The organism is Brevibacillus agri, from assembly GCF_004117055.1.
Taxonomy (GTDB): Bacteria; Bacillota; Bacilli; order Brevibacillales; family Brevibacillaceae; genus Brevibacillus; species Brevibacillus agri.
This window is the reverse complement of the sequence record NZ_CP026363.1, coordinates 3,368,331-3,383,571: the sequence shown is the minus strand read 5'-3', so window position 1 is coordinate 3,383,571 and position 15,241 is coordinate 3,368,331. Positions and strand designations below refer to the sequence as shown.

At 55.2% G+C, this 15,241-nt stretch carries 12 protein-coding genes; all 12 read left to right on the top strand.

All coding sequences use genetic code 11. From position 1 onward, the window contains the following. Nucleotides 1-55 precede the first annotated feature (55 nt). The 12 genes from BA6348_RS16515 (at nucleotide 56) to BA6348_RS16460 (ending at nucleotide 15,214) form a co-directional block, all read left to right on the top strand. Nucleotides 56-739: a DnaD domain-containing protein gene (locus tag BA6348_RS16515; RefSeq protein WP_005834606.1), complete on the top strand. Its 684-nt coding sequence runs from the start codon at nucleotides 56-58 to the stop codon at nucleotides 737-739. Between the two features lie 111 nt (nucleotides 740-850). Further along, nucleotides 851-1,279: a hypothetical protein gene (locus BA6348_RS16510; protein WP_005834604.1), complete on the top strand. Its 429-nt coding sequence runs from the start codon at nucleotides 851-853 to the stop codon at nucleotides 1,277-1,279. Continuing rightward, complete coding sequence (locus BA6348_RS16505; protein ID WP_122953156.1) at nucleotides 1,260-2,438, top strand: glycosyltransferase family 4 protein; 1,179 nt, start codon at nucleotides 1,260-1,262, stop codon at nucleotides 2,436-2,438. Before BA6348_RS16510 ends, BA6348_RS16505 begins: the two co-directional genes overlap by 20 nt. Nucleotides 2,439-2,560: 122 nt before the next feature. After that, the gene (locus BA6348_RS16500; RefSeq protein WP_007785370.1) at nucleotides 2,561-3,607 is read left to right on the top strand and encodes a glucose-1-phosphate thymidylyltransferase; all 1,047 of its coding nucleotides are present in this window, start codon (nucleotides 2,561-2,563) and stop codon (nucleotides 3,605-3,607) included. Continuing rightward, complete coding sequence (locus tag BA6348_RS16495) at nucleotides 3,604-4,407, top strand: glycosyltransferase family 2 protein (protein ID WP_007785367.1); 804 nt, start codon at nucleotides 3,604-3,606, stop codon at nucleotides 4,405-4,407. The genes BA6348_RS16500 and BA6348_RS16495 overlap by 4 nt, the downstream gene beginning before the upstream one ends. Then, nucleotides 4,404-5,354 (top strand): NAD-dependent epimerase/dehydratase family protein, encoded by a 951-nt coding sequence (locus BA6348_RS16490; protein ID WP_025843809.1) that lies wholly within the window; start codon nucleotides 4,404-4,406, stop codon nucleotides 5,352-5,354. The genes BA6348_RS16495 and BA6348_RS16490 overlap by 4 nt, the downstream gene beginning before the upstream one ends. A gap of 25 nt (nucleotides 5,355-5,379) precedes the next feature. Next, nucleotides 5,380-6,456, top strand: coding sequence for a glycosyltransferase (locus BA6348_RS16485; protein WP_005834594.1), 1,077 nt, complete (start codon nucleotides 5,380-5,382; stop codon nucleotides 6,454-6,456). Nucleotides 6,457-6,465: 9 nt separating this feature from the next. Continuing rightward, on the top strand, nucleotides 6,466-7,752 hold the full coding sequence (locus BA6348_RS16480; protein WP_122953157.1) for a UDP-glucose dehydrogenase family protein: 1,287 nt from the start codon (nucleotides 6,466-6,468) through the stop codon (nucleotides 7,750-7,752). A gap of 153 nt (nucleotides 7,753-7,905) precedes the next feature. Continuing rightward, nucleotides 7,906-9,717 (top strand): oligoendopeptidase F, encoded by a 1,812-nt coding sequence (gene pepF / locus BA6348_RS16475; protein ID WP_007785361.1) that lies wholly within the window; start codon nucleotides 7,906-7,908, stop codon nucleotides 9,715-9,717. Between the two features lie 255 nt (nucleotides 9,718-9,972). Then, the gene (locus BA6348_RS16470) at nucleotides 9,973-11,196 is read left to right on the top strand and encodes an efflux RND transporter periplasmic adaptor subunit (protein ID WP_005834589.1); all 1,224 of its coding nucleotides are present in this window, start codon (nucleotides 9,973-9,975) and stop codon (nucleotides 11,194-11,196) included. Between the two features lie 3 nt (nucleotides 11,197-11,199). Beyond that, nucleotides 11,200-14,295, top strand: coding sequence for an efflux RND transporter permease subunit (locus tag BA6348_RS16465; protein ID WP_122953158.1), 3,096 nt, complete (start codon nucleotides 11,200-11,202; stop codon nucleotides 14,293-14,295). 130 nt (nucleotides 14,296-14,425) lie between these two features. Continuing rightward, on the top strand, nucleotides 14,426-15,214 hold the full coding sequence (locus BA6348_RS16460; RefSeq protein WP_005834586.1) for an SDR family oxidoreductase: 789 nt from the start codon (nucleotides 14,426-14,428) through the stop codon (nucleotides 15,212-15,214). The last annotated feature ends 27 nt before the right edge of the window (nucleotides 15,215-15,241 follow it).

Below are 15,241 nucleotides of genomic sequence, written 5' to 3'. Positions count from 1 at the left end.
GCAGCGCGTTTTACGCCCTTCCTTTGTTAATCCAACCCAGAGGTGAACATGCGTTATGGATTCCCATATATTGCAACTGTTGCAAGAAGGTGCAACATCCGTCTCCAACCTTCTTCTGAAGATGTACAAACGAATGTCCCTGGCAGACGACGAAATGATGCTGCTCATTCATCTGCTTTCTTTTCAGCAGGAGGGGAACCGTTTTCCGACCTTGACTGAGCTGGAAGAACGCATGTCCATGTCCAGCATGAGATTGATCCAATCGCTGCAAAAGCTGCTGAAGGAAGACTGGATCAGCATCGACGAGTTTATCGACCCGCATACGGGGCTGCGCCACGAGCAGTACAATTTGACCCCGTTGTACAAAAAGCTGTACCAGACCTGGCGCGAGCAGCAGGCCGATCCGCGGATGCTGGCGCCGTTCAACGAAGCCGCGGCCACGGTAGATTCCGAGCCGGTGGCGATTTACTCCCGGTTTGAGCAGGCTTTTGGTCGGCCCTTGTCTCCTTTTGAATTGGAGAGCATCCACATGTGGACAGAGCAGGACGGTTATCAGGAAGAGCTGATTTTAACAGCATTGCGTGAAGCCGCAACCGTAGGCAAGCTTCACATTCGCTACATCGACAGAATCCTTCTGGAGTGGCAAAAACAGCAAATTACCACGGTCGAGCAGGCACGGCTGTACAGCCTGAACTTCCGCAGACAAAACCAATCCAAAGACTATCGACAACCGCTTTGATGCCAGCTATCAAGGCGGTTTTTTCTATTGTCTGTCTCCTATGTACACGTACCCATTTTCCGCGTTTGTCATAGCATATTACGTAGAAGCACGTTGCAGGAGGGAAGACTTATGGAAAAACGCAAAAAATGGGATCTGCCGCATTGGGTCACGCCAGGAGTCTTTTCTGGCCATTTTGTGGTCGATGAAGCGGTAGAGCGCATCTCGATTGTGAAACCCGGTGAAAAAGGACAGGAGGCCGCCGTGGAAAAAGCGACAGCGACGGAACAGACCGCTTGCGAGCAGCCCGCAGAGGCGCGAGAGCTGGTGCTGGAGCCGAAGTTCGAGATCATGATGAGAGAAACCGACGTGGTGACGACCGAGCAACTGGAGAAGCTGGAGCAGGAGGTTGCCGCCTTGAAGGAGTCGCTTGCCGCCTGGGAAAAACGGTGGAAAAAAGCCGAGGAAGAGCAGGCCAAAGAAAGGCAATATTTGTATCAGGTGGTTCTTTCCTTGAAAAAGGAGTGGGAGAGCGAGCGTAATGAACATCGCCATAATTAGCCCGGGGCCCTTTTCCGTGCCACCCGTCAAAGGCAGCTCGGTGGAGCACGACATCGACGAAGTGACGAAGATGATCGATCCCGAGCACAAAGTGACGATCTACACCCGACGCTGTACGACCTACCCAACGTCGTCCGTGGAGGACAACCGGGAGTTCATTCGCTTCCCCTACGATGGTCCAACGCCTTATTTGCGCAAGATCATCAAGCATATTCGCAAGCATAAACCGGATGTCATTCTCGTCGAAAATCGGCCGATTTACGTCTTGCAACTCAAAAAGCATTTTCCCAAAATTCCGGTTTTCGTCAACATGCATTCGCACGTCTACGGCTCTCCCGCCATGATTAGCAAGGAAAAAATGAAGCGGGTCGTCCGGCTGTCGTCCGGATTTATTACGAACAGCGAGTTTTTGCGCCAGCATTTTATCAAGGCGTGCAAAATTCCTCCACACAAAATTCACGCCGTGCATCTCGGGGTAGACGTGTCGCCGTACCAGGTGGCAAAGCTGCATTACACGATCAAAAAGCTGCGCAAACAGATCGGCCTAGCAGCGGATGACCGCGTTTTGTTTTACGCGGGAAGGCTCATGCGGGGAAAAGGCGTCCACATTCTCATCAAGGCGTTTCACCAGGTCAGCAAGCAAGACCCTCGCGCGCGGCTCGTCATCGTCGGCGGAACCGGCTACGGCAGCAATCGCTTAAATCCGTACGTGCGCGAGCTGAAACGGCTGGCGAAGCCGCTCGGCGACAAAGTACGCTTCGTCAATTTCGTCCCCAGCGCGCAGATGCCGCTGTATTACCAGATTGGCGATGTCGTGGCGACACCCTCGATCTGGAAGGAGGCCTTTTGCCGCGTCAACCTCGAGGCGATGGCATCGAGCAAGCCTGTCATTTCCACGACGCGGGGCGGGATCAAGGAGGTTGTCACCCATCAAGGCAGCGGGTTCCTGATTCCGCCCAAAGAGTGGGAAAAAGAACTGCCCGCCATCTGGGAGCTGCTCTGGAGCACGCCGCACGTGCGCACGGAAATGGGCAAACAGGCATTGCTTCGCGCAAAGCAATTCTCCTGGTACGCCACGGCGCAAGGCTATTTGAATGTGTTTGAAAGCGTGGTCGGCAAGAAGCCAAAAGAAAAGCAGCCGCTGCTCAAAACGGGATGATTCACTTGTCCAGCCGCTAGGTTATTGCCCTTTCTTTGTGCCAGGTGGACGTCTGCCCTGTCCAGATATCATGAGGCGCATACCTTATAAGTATCGCAGAGCACAACTGGGGAGTGATACTTGTGAAAGGGTTAATCTTGTGTGCTGGACGTGGTACGCGACTGCACCCCTTTTCCTATTCGCAACCAAAAACCCTCCTCCCTGTGGCCAATCATCCGGTATTACACTACTGCATCAGCAAACTGCGTGAAGTGGGTGTGCATGACATCGGCATCGTCATCCACCCTTCCCAAGTGCAGATTCCTCCCTTGGTGGGCAATGGTAGTCAATTTGGGGCTACCATTACTTTTATCGAGCAGGAGGTGCCGCTTGGAATCGCACATGCTGTCCATTTAGCGCACCCGTTCTTGCAAGACGAACCGTTTATCTTGTTACTTGGTGACAACTTGTTGATGGATTCGCTGCACGGGCTAATGCGTGCGTTTACCAGTGAAAAATCAGACGGTGTTGTGATGCTAAGTGAAGTGGAGAGACCACAGGATTATGGGATTGCCGAAGTACAGGAAGGGCGTCTGGTCTCCGTGGAAGAAAAACCTCGTCAGCCGAAGAGCAATCTGGCTGTCATTGGCGCATACCTGTTTACCCCACCCATTTTTGAGTCGATTGCTACACTGCAGCCATCCGCCCGTGGTGAATATGAAATCACGGATGCGATCCAGTCCATGATTGATCGCGGTTTTCATATTGCGCATGCACTTACGAGCGGCAAGTATTCCGATGTGGGAACCATTGATCGTTGGCTGGAGGCAAACCGTTGGATGCTGGCAAAAGATTTGGGTCAGACTCACCAGATTGGCCAAAGGTCCGTCGTCACAAACTGCGAGATTATCGGACCTGTGCTGATCGGGGAAGACTGTCACATTGAAAATTGCCGGCTCGGTCCGTACGTTTCGATTCAAAACGGGGTGCATCTGAAAAATTGTGCGCACATTGAGAACAGCATCCTGTTGGAAAACAGCTCGCTCATGGACGTCGCCTGGAGCGTTACGGACAGCGTTTTCGGAAGGTCGTCTCATTTGACAGGACAGTCAGCCAATTCGAGCGGTGTCTTCATTTTAAGCGACAAGTCATCGATTCGCATTCCAGCCGTGAAGAGGGAGGACACATGAACCCAACCTTTACTGTGGTCATCCCGACGTACAATCGCGCCAAGTTCATCCGCAAAGCGATCAACAGTGTCTTGAAGCAGACGACAAAAGACTGGAAGCTGTTAATCATTGACGATGCCTCTACCGACAAGACGAGGAAAAAGGTAGAGAAGTATTTGTACCATCCGAACATCATGTACTACCGGATGGAACAAAACTCCGGCATCGGAAAAGTGATGAATCAGGCCTTGTCTATGGTCGACACGCCATACCTTTTGCAGCTTGATTCGGACGATTGGCTGCCAAAACGGACGCTGGCTGTCATTAAAAAGTACATTCGCAAGAGTAAAAAAAGTACAGCGCTCTACTACGGCAACGTCAAAATATGGCGAGTGCGGCGCGGGAAATACTACAACCCGTTTCTCGTCAAGCACAAGCATTTTCGCAACAAATACCAGTTTTTGAAGTACAACCGCTGGATGGTGGCGCCGCGCTGCTATCGGGTCGAAGCGCTTCGGGAGGTCGGAGGTTGGGATACCTCCGACAAATACGAAGGCCGAATCATGGAGGATCGGCGCATCATTTTGCGGCTGATTGAAAAATACCGCGTCCGGTTTATCAATCGCAAGCTGTACAACCGGACGAAGCACAAAGGACAGCTTACCGACAACAAGATGAAGCGGAGACGCAATCATTTACGCAAAAAAACGTTCAATTATTACCTCAAACGCTGGGGCAACAAATACAAAGCGGTCTACGGCTACAAGGATGGCTATCTCGTCATTAAACGGTTGAAGAAAGTGAGGCGGCGGAAGCGATGACAAAAGCACTTGTCACCGGTTGTGCTGGTTTTATCGGGTCGCATCTGACCCAGCGCTTGCTAAATGACGGGGTGACAGTGATCGGCATCGACGGCTTCGTCGATAACTACGACGTTGCTGCCAAACTCCGCAATCTCGCAGAGATCGGGAGCCATCCCGCCTTTACTTTTCATTCAACCATGCTGCAGGCAGAGCGGTGGAAAGACTGGCTGGACGGAGTAGATGTGGTCTATCACCTGGCTGCGCTGCCCGGCGTGCGGAACAGTTGGGGCAAGGCATTCGCGGAGTACGTCAGTCACAATATTTTGGCTACCCAACTGCTTCTGGAGGCGTGCATGCAAAGGCCAAAACCGCCTGTCATCGTCGTCTCTTCTTCCTCTTCTGTGTACGGCACGATGCAAGGGACGCTAACGGACGAATCTGCTCCGCTGCGTCCCGTATCGCCTTATGGCGTCACGAAGGAAGCGATGGAGCAGGTGTGCTCCGTCTACGTCAAAGCGTACGGACTGCCGATCACGATGCTGCGCTACTTTACCGTGTACGGCCCGAGACAGCGGCCGGACATGGCTTTTCACCGCTTTTTCCGGCAAATGATGAAGGGAGATCCCGTCGTCGTTTACGGAGATGGGCAGCAATCGCGAGACTTTACCTACGTTACGGACGCCGTAGAGGCAAACATATTGGCGGGGCGCCACGCTGCACCCGGCGAGATATTCAATGTAGGTGGAAATCGTGAAGTAAAATTGATCGACGTGCTGAACATCATGGGCACGCTGATGAACATCTCGCCGAAAATCAGCTTTCAGCCCGGTCCGGCAGGCGACTCGCTGCGCACTTGCGCGGACATTCGGCTGGCTGAGCAGCGCCTGGGCTACCGTCCGCAAGTTTCCTTGGAAGAGGGGCTTCGTCGGCAGTTGGCGGATATGCGTTTTCAGCCGAGGAGCTAAAACTCGAAAATAGGAGGCCAGTTGCATGCATCGGGTCCTCGTCTATCGGAGAAAATTCCTGCCCCGAAGCGAAACCTTCATCTACGAGCAATTGCTTGGGCACCAGAGAGTCAAACCTGTCGTGCTGACCAGACAGCGGCCGTTCAACCGCAAACAGTTTCCGTACTCGCCGGTCTATGTGCGCAAGGCAATGGCGGGCCTCTCCGGGTGGCTGAAGCGAAAAAAGATCAAATGCTTGCATGCGCGGTTTGGCCCGGCTGGCCTGGAGCTGCTTCCGTACGCCAAAAAGGCGGGACTGCCGTTGATTACTTCTTTTCACGGCTTCGATGCGACCAAGCGCGTGCGGGAAAATCCGGGCTATCGCCGCTCGCTGAAGCGACTGTTTCGCAAAGGCAAGGCGTTTACCGTCGTCAGCAATCATATGAAAAAGCGGCTGATCCGCCTGGGCTGCTCGGGCGACAAAATCACGCTGATCCGCTCCGGCATTGATCTGCGCAAATTTCCGATGCTGCCGCCCCAGCCGGTCCACGATGGCGAGTACCGGCTGCTCAGCGTTGGCCGCCTGACGGAGAAAAAAGGCATGGACACGTTAATCCAGGCGTTCGTGCAGGTGCACAAAAAGCATCCGAAGGCCAAGCTGATTATCGTCGGCGACGGCGAGAAAAAGAAAAAGCTGCGCAGCATGATTAAAAAATACAAGCTGGAAAAGCAAGTCGTCCTCAAGGGCGCTTTGCCGCATCAAGCGGTGCAGCGCGAGCTGGCGCGATGCCATCTGTTTGTCATCGCCTGCAAAACGGCCAAAAACGGCGACCAGGAAGGCATCCCGAACGTGCTGATGGAAGCGATGGCGTCCGGCAGGCCCGTCATTTCGACGTATCACGCGGGCATTCCCGAACTGGTGGAGCACGGGGAGTCCGGCTATCTCGTCCCGGAGCGCTCTCCGGCGAAGCTCGGACGGATGATAAACCACGTGCTCGCATCCGCGCACGAATGGCCGGAAATGACGGCGCGGGCGAGGATGAAGGTGGAGAAAAACCACGATATTCACCAGCAGCGTCTCAAACTGGAGGAGCTTTATTTGCGTGTGATGAAAAAACGATGAGGTGAAGTGATGAAAGTTGCCGTTATCGGTACCGGCTACGTAGGGCTGACAACCGCTGTCTCCCTGGCCATGAACGGCCATCAGGTGATCGGCATCGATCTGGTCGAAGCCAAAATTGTCAAACTGAGGCAAGGAATCTCGCCCATCTACGAGCCCGGGTTGGAGGAAGCGCTGAAACAGGTGCTGGAAAACGGCACCCTCGCTTTTTCCACGAAGCTGCAGGAGGCAGCAGACGCGGACGTTTTCTTTGTTTGCGTCGGCACTCCGGAAGCGGCTGACGGGACCGCCGATTTGCGCTATTTGTACAGTGCCGTAGCTGCGATCGAACAGATGCATCAAGCCTCCCCGAAAAGGCGAGTCGTAGTCGTCAAAAGCACGGTGCCAGTGGGGACGGGCGACAAGGTTGCCGAGCTGCTCAGCGGCTGCAGGGAGCTGTCGGTCGCGTCCAATCCGGAGTTTCTGCGAGAGGGCAGTGCGCTGTACGACGCGCTGGCGCCTTCGCGGATTGTCATTGGAGCGGGCGAGCCGGAAACGAGAGAGGTCATGGAGGAGCTGTACAAGGGGGTGGACGCTCCGCGCGTGGTCACGACCCGCGCGAACGCCGAACTGATTAAGTACGCCTCCAACGCCTTTTTGGCGACGCGCATTTCTTTCATGAATGAGCTGGCGCGGCTGAGCGCGGCACTGGGAACCGATATCGTGACGATCGCGCACGGCATGGGGCTGGACAGCCGGATCGGGCCGGAGTTTTTGCGGGCGGGCGTCGGCTATGGCGGATCCTGTTTTCCGAAAGACACGATTGCCTTGCTGCAGCTCGCTGCGCAAAACGGCATCTCGCTCGGTATTTTGGAGCAAGTGCGCAAAGTCAACGCCACGCAGCCCGTCTGGTTTTTGCAGCAGTTGCAACCGTTCGTTCCGGACTGTCGCGGCAAGCGGATCGCGGTACTCGGATTGGCGTTCAAACCGGATACGGACGACATTCGCGAGGCGCCGTCCCTGGCCGTCCTGCAAGCGCTGGAGGAAAAGGGAGCTGCGGTTTTCGCCTACGATCCGATCGCAACCGACGCCGTGCGGCAGAAGTTTCCGAACGTTACGTACACCAAGACAGCCGAAGAAGCCGTGCAAGGCGCACATGCCGCGCTTTTAATTACCGAGTGGAAAGAGTGCGTGCAGCTCGATTGGGAACAGGTCTACCAAAAGATGGCCCAGCCCGTTTTGCTGGACGGACGCAATGCGTGGCCGGCCAAAATCGTCAAGGAAGCCGGATTTCGCTATGTGGGCGTAGGAAAAAGCTGACTTTTCCGCAGGAGAAGCTCAGCTTTTTTCTTTTGCCGCGAAAAAGCAGGTGCCAACTGTGCTAATGATTTGAACAAGATGGCATAATACGGTAGGATAGTCACATATGAATGATTTGACCATTCTTGTGCAAATGACGAGGGAGTGATCGCGGTGAACAAAAGCAAAACATTGCCAAAACGAAGTGACGTCCCCGCTGAATACAAGTGGCGGTTGGAGGATATTTACGCGACCGACGCGGACTGGGAAAAGGATGTGCAAAAGGCGAAGCAACTGACCGAGCAGATTGCCGCTCTGAAAGGGACGCTGGCGCAGTCCGGGAAGCAGTTGCTCGCAGCGCTGACCTTGCAGGACGAGCTGCTGAAGACGCTCGATACCGTGTACGTGTACGCGCGCATGCGCCGCGACGAGGACAATGCGAACAGCACGTATCAGGGACTGACTGACCGTGCCACCAGCCTCAGCACGCAAGTGTACGGGGCAATCGCGTACATACAGCCGGAGATTTTGGCGATCCCGACAGAAGAGCTGGAGAAGTGGATCAAGGAAACAGAGGGACTCGCGCATTACCGGATTTTGCTGGAAGAGATTACGCGCTTCAAGCCGCATACGCTTTCCGCGGAAGAAGAGGCGCTTCTGGCGAACATGAGCGAGCTGGCTTCTGCCCCGACCAAAATTTTTGGCATGCTGAACAACGCCGACATGAAGTTCCCGATGATTACGGACGAAAACGGCGAAGAGGTCGAGCTGACCAAAGGGCGCTACACGCAGTTCATGGAGAGCAAGGACAGACGCGTGCGCAAGGAAGCTTTCCAGGCGCTGTACGCCACGTACGGCAAGTTCCGCAATACGATCGCGGCGTCGCTGACTTCTGCGATCAAAGGCGACGTCTTCTACGCCCGGACGCGCAAATATCCGTCCGCGCTGTACGCGGCTCTTTTCTCGGACAATGTGGACTTGTCCGTGTACGACAATCTGATCTCGACGATCCGCGAGCATTTGCCGCTCATGCACCGCTACATCGCTCTGCGCAAAAAGCTGCTCGGCGTAGAGGAGCTGCACATGTACGACCTGTACGTGCCGATCGTGCCCGAGGTCGACATGAAAATCCCGTACGACCAGGCGGTAGCCACGATCAAGGAAGCGCTGCATCCGCTCGGCGAAGAGTACGGCCGCGTGCTTGCCGAAGGCTTTTCCAACGGCTGGATCGACGTGCACGAAAACGAAGGAAAGACGAGCGGGGCGTATTCGTGGGGCGCGTACACGACCCATCCGTACGTGCTCATGAACTACCAGGATAACGTGAACAACATGTTTACGCTGGCGCACGAGATGGGCCATGCGCTGCACAGCTACCACTCCAACCAGGCGCAGCCGTACACGTATGCGGACTACAAAATTTTCGTGGCCGAAGTGGCTTCGACGCTCAACGAAGCGTTGCTGATGCACCACTTGCTGCAGACCACGACAGACAAAAAGCAGCGGATGTACTTAATCAACTACTACCTGGAGCAATTCCGCGGCACCGTTTTCCGGCAAACGATGTTTGCCGAGTTCGAAAAGATCGTACACGAGAAGGAGGAGCAGGGAGAGCCGCTGACAGCCGATTCGCTCAGCGCGATTTATCGCGAGCTGAACGTCGCTTACCACGGACCGGAGATGGTCGTGGACAGCGAGGTGGACCTGGAGTGGGCGCGCATCCCGCACTTCTATCGCAACTTCTACGTCTACAAGTACGCCACCGGGTTTTCGGCCGCGACGTCCTTGTCCAAACAGATTTTGGAGGAAGGCCAGCCGGCTGTGGACCGCTACCTGCAATTCCTCAAGGGCGGCAGCTCCGACTATCCGCTCAATCTCTTGAAAAAGGCGGGCGTGGACATGGCTTCTCCGGCTCCGATCGCGGAAGCGTTGAGCGTGTTCAAAGGCTTGCTGGACGAAATGGAACAGCTTCTCGCAGAAAACTAAACAGCGTCACCGCATGAAAAGGCAGTCAAGCTATCGGGCTTGGCTGCCTTTTCCTTTTTTTTACAAAATCTTAGCGAGAAGTCCAAAAAAAGGTAACGGTCCTGCATATTGTTCGTATATACTTATGAACTGGTGGGGATTGTGTTCTCCGTCTCGGGGCTGAGGCAAATTTCCAACCGCTGACTGTTTTGCAGGAAAGGTAAAAACTGGCACAATTACGCAAGGGAATGATTGTGAACATTTGGAGGAATCATTGTGAAAAAACGGGCATCGATCATTATGGCCTCTCTCTTGCTGGTTACAGCCGGCTGCGGAGGACCGGCACCAGAGCCTCCGGCGCAGGTGGAAGCCAAAGCGAAAGTCGTGGAGGTCGTCAAAGTACAGAAGGGAGCACAACCTGTTTTCCTGCGGGTAACGGGAATGGTGGAAGCAAAGCGCGACGCGGAACTGCCCTTTGGCACTGGGGGAACGATTTCGGCCATCCAGGTGAGCAAAGGGATGAAGATTGCACAAGGACAGCTTTTGGCGACACTGGATTCGCGCTACTACCAAAAAGAAGTCGAAGCCGCTGCCAGCCAGGTAGAAGAGGCGGCCGCCCGCAAAACGAAAGCGCTGAAGGGCGCGACAGCAGAAGCGATCGAGCAGCAGCGCCTGCAAGTGCAAAGTGCCCAGAGCCGTCTGGAAAAGGCGAAACAAGACCTCGCAGCAGGCGAGAAGCTGTTCGCGGGAGGCGCTATTTCGCAAACCGAAATAAATGATTTGCGCCGCGCCCTGACCCAAGCGGAAATTTCCGCCCGCGACGCCCAGTTGTCGCTCACCGAGCTGCAACGCGGAGCGCAGCCAGAGGACATCGCGATGGCGAACGCTTCGATCAAGGCGGCAGCCGGACAGGTGGAGCGGGCGAAAAAGAGTCTGGATGATGCGAAAATTCACGCGCCTTTTGCCGGAACGGTCGTAGACGTTTACAAGCAGACTGGCGAGCAGGCTTCTCCAGGCGAGAAAATCGTCCATCTGGTCGACTTGACGGAAGTGAAGGTCACGCTCGACGTCACCAACGATCTCATCAGCCAGTTCCAGGAAAAGGCGAAGGTGCAGGCAGTATCTGACGACGGGAAAAAGAGCGAGGGCACGATTACCTTCGTCTCGCCTGTCGTGAGCAAGGAGACGGGCAAGTACCGCGTGGAAGTGACGATTCCGAACCCAGACGGCTTCTGGCGCGGGGGAATGGCTGCGACGATTGAGGCGCCGCGCAAAGTAAACGGGTTCCTCGTACCGCTGGAAAGCGTCGGAGTCAGCTCTACCCAGCATTACGTCATGGCGGTGGAAAACGGCCTGACCGTGAAAAAGGAAGTCAAAACCGGACAAATTGTCGACGATCAAATCGAGATTCTCTCGGGTGTCAAAGAAGGCGACCAGCTTTTGCGCAGCGGTATTACTTTCTACGTCGAGGGGCAAAAAGTAGAGGCGAAGGGAGAATAGCGCATGAACAAGATGATTCTCTTTTTGCTGAAGCGGCGCCTGATCGTCTATCTGTTTACCTTTTTGCTCGTCATCGCCGGTCTTGGCTCCCTGCTCAGCTTCAACGTTGAGTTGGTTCCGAAAACGAACTTCCCCGTGCTCTCCGTCAACATCTCAGGTGGGGCGCTGCCTCCGGAAGAGATGGAAGAGAAGATTACGAAAAAAGTAGAGCAGGAACTGAAATCGATTGCGGATATCAAAGAATATTCGTCTACGACAGGTACCGGCTACGTCAACGTGCAGATTACGGCCACGGAAGGGCAAGGCGAAAAAGTCAAGCAGGACGTGCAAAATGCCGTGAACCGCTTGCGCAACGGGTTCCCGAAAGCCGTTGACAGCGTCAGCGTGAACCAGATGAACTTCGGGAATGAACAAATGATCGACTACGCGCTGGTCGGAGCCGATCCGCAGGCGATGCTCAGCCTGGCGAAAACGACGATCAAGGACCGGATCGAGGAAGTGTCCGGGGTGAAGGAAGTCGCCGTATCGGACCGCAGCTTCGAAAACAAGATCGCCATCACTTTGCGTCCAGACAGGCTGAGTGCGTATCGGACTACCCCGTCAGAGGTGATCTCGCAGCTTCAGGAGACGAACTGGAAGCAAGCGATCGGCACGCTGGAAAACACGGGCTTTGACACCGTCGTCATGATTGACAACACGTTCAACTCGGTTCAGGAACTGAACGCGTTGCCGATTGTGACGCCAAACGGCACGGTTACGTTGGAACAGCTCGCGACGGTCGAGGACTTGCGTGGAAAAGTGAAAGATTCGGTAGCGCTGACGAACGGAAACGTATTCGTGCACTTGAGCGTTTCGCGCGCGGATGGCAGCGACCTGATTACGACCCAGCGCAAAGTCGAGGAAGTCGTCCGCGGGATCAATGCGGAAGCGAATGGCAAATACCAGATGAAAGTCATGTTCGAAGCCGTTTCGTACATCGAGCATGCGGTGACCAACCTCAGCCGTGACGTTTTGATCGGTGGCGCGCTGGCGATCATCATCTTGTTCGTGTTCCTGCGCAACTGGCGGGTGACGCTCGTCATCGCGACGACGCTGCCGCTGTCCGCGCTCATGACGTTTATCGCCATGAAAATCGGCGGCTACAACATCGACATGGTCAGTCTGCTCTCGCTTAGCTTGTCTGTCGGCCTGATTGTCGACGCCGCAATCGTCGTCCTGGAGAGCATTTACCACTTCCGGGAAAGAGGCGAGGAGCTCAAGCAGGCGATTATCAAAGGAACGCGAGAGGTTTTGACGCCGGTCTTCACCTCGCAGCTCACGATCATCATCGTCTTTTTGCCGCTCGTCTTTGCTGACTTTGAAGACTGGCTCAAACCGATTTTGGCGACGATTGCCTTTACGGTATCTTCCGCCATTATCGCATCGACCATCGCCGCTTTCTTTTTCGTTCCCGTCTTTTCCGATCGTTTTTTGCAAAAAGACAAACACGTCGCGCTGGAAGGCGAAGGAAAAGAGCATGTGGTTAATCGGTTGTTTAACAGCCTCTTGCGACTGGCCTTGCGCCACCGGGTCAAGACGATTATCGTCGCGCTCCTGATGTTTGTCGGCGCGGGCTTCCTCATGCCGCTCATGAAGATGGGGCAAGGCATTAACCCGAATGAAAACTTCATTTTTGCCACGCTGGAGATGCCTACCGGCTCCACCCTGGAGCGGGCACAGAAGGCGGCACTGACCGGAGAGGAAGCGCTGCGCGGCATCCCGGAAGTAAAAGACGTGTTCTTCTTCTCCTCCAGCACAGGGTCGGAGATTTTCATTTCGCTCGTGCCCAAATCAGAGCGCACGCGCGACAAAGAACTGTTGACGGCCGATATTAACGATCGCCTCAACTCGATCCCGGGCATTGAATCCATCTCGATGACGTTCGGGCAGCAAGGGGCTTCGGCGCCGATCCAGCTCGACATCATCGGGGATGATATGGAGCAAATGCGCAAAATCGCTACCGATGTGGAAGGCATGCTGTCCACCGTACCGGGCTTGACCAACATTCGCAACGACTTTAAAGAAGGCAAGGAAAAAGTAACGCTCATTCCGAAGCAGGAGGCGCTCGCCAGACTGAACGTCGACCACCGCTCCTTGCTCCAGCAGTTGAGCGTATGGATTGGCAGCCAGCAGATCACGTCGATCACGAAGGATGGAATCGAGGTGGATGTCGTCGCCCAAATGCCGGACGACTGGCTGAAGCACCCGGAACAGCTCAAGCAAATGATGGTGACAGCCAAGGACGGCGCCCAGGTGCCGCTGGCTGACCTCGTGGACTGGTACTACAGCAAGTCTCCGATTACGTTGATCCATGAAAAAGGCGAGCGGATCGTAACGGTATCTGCCGAGATGCAAGGAAGCGACTTGGGGACGGTTGGCCGTGAAATCAATGAGAAGCTGCCGGGCCTGGTCGTTCCTGCCGGGTACAAGGTGGAGATCGCCGGGAAGCTGAAAGAGCAAAGCGCCAACCTCGCGCAAGGGATTTTCGTCTTCGTCGGCGTGCTCGCGTTGATCTACGTCATCATGGTCGCGCAGTTTGGCCGTCTCTCGCAGCCGTTCATTATTTTGCTGACGATTCCGATGGCCTTGGTCGGCGTGGTGATGGGCTTCGTGCTTACACAACGAACGTTTGGCGAAATGGCGATGATCGGGATTATCATGCTGGTCGGGATCGTCGTGTCCAACGCGATTTTGCTGATCGACCGGATCAACCTGCTGCGCAATCGCGGGATGGCTACCGCCGAAGCGATTGTACAAGGCACGAAGGACCGCGTCCGCCCGGTTATCATGACGAAGCTGACGGCGATTCTGGGGATGCTGCCGATGGGACTGGCGATGGCGGAAGGCTCCGACCTGGAGGCACCGCTCGCGACAGCCGTAATTTCCGGCTTGATCTTCCACACGCTGGTGACGCTGGTGCTCGTGCCTGTGCTGTACTCGTTGTTTGAAGGAGCCAAAGAAAGACGGCTCGCCCGCAAGGCAGCGCGTCAGGCCAAACGAGAGGCAAAGCGCATCGCGAAGCAAAACAAAAACAGCAACACGTCTCACAAAGAGATGTAACGGCGAAAAAGAGAAGGGGAGTGTGCTTTTCCCCTTCTCTTTGCTTTTCGTTCGTCTGAAAGTTCTGTAGAATATAAAGCAAGGATGATACATACAAAACCAAAACCGTACCTCGAAAGGAGCGTTGAACATGGATCTTCAATTGCATGGCAGGACAGCCCTCGTGCTCGCCTCGTCAAAAGGCTTGGGCAAAGCGACCGCGCTCTGCCTGGCGCAGGAGGGAGCGAATGTCACCATTTGCGGCAGAGACGAGCAGGCGATGGAAGCCGTGCGCGCCGAAATTGAGCAGGCAGCGGGGCAGTCGCCTCTGGCCGTTCCGGTGGATGTCACCAAGCCGGGAGACATCGAGCGAGTCGTGCAGGAAACGGTTCGCCACTTCGGCAGCGTAGATATACTGGTCAACAACTCGGGCGGACCTGCGACGGGCAAGTTCGACCAGTTGACGGACGAGCAGTGGATTTTGGCCTTCGAGCTGAACCTGTTGAGCTACGTCCGGGCGATCCGCGCTGTTTTGCCGCACATGCGCGCCAAGCAGTTCGGGCGAATCGTCAACTTTGCGTCTTCCTCGTTCAAGCAGCCGCTGGAAAACTTGGTCTTGTCGAACACGTTTCGCACAGGGGTTCTGGGGCTGGCCAAAACGCTTTCCGCTGAGCTGGGGCCGGATGGCATTCTCATCAACACGATCGGCCCGGGACGAATTGCGACAGACCGGGTGCAGCAACTGGACGGGCTGAGTGCGCAGGGGCAAGGGATTAGCGCAGAGGAAGTCCGGCAAAACTGGGAAAAACAAATCCCGGTCGGCAGGTACGGCCAGCCGGATGAGTTCGCGCGCATGGTGACGTTTTTGGCATCGCCAGCCAACAGCTATATCACGGGGCAGTCTTTCCTCGTGGACGGAGGACTGGTTCGGGCGATCTAGCAGCGAAAAAACGCCAAACAGGCAAAA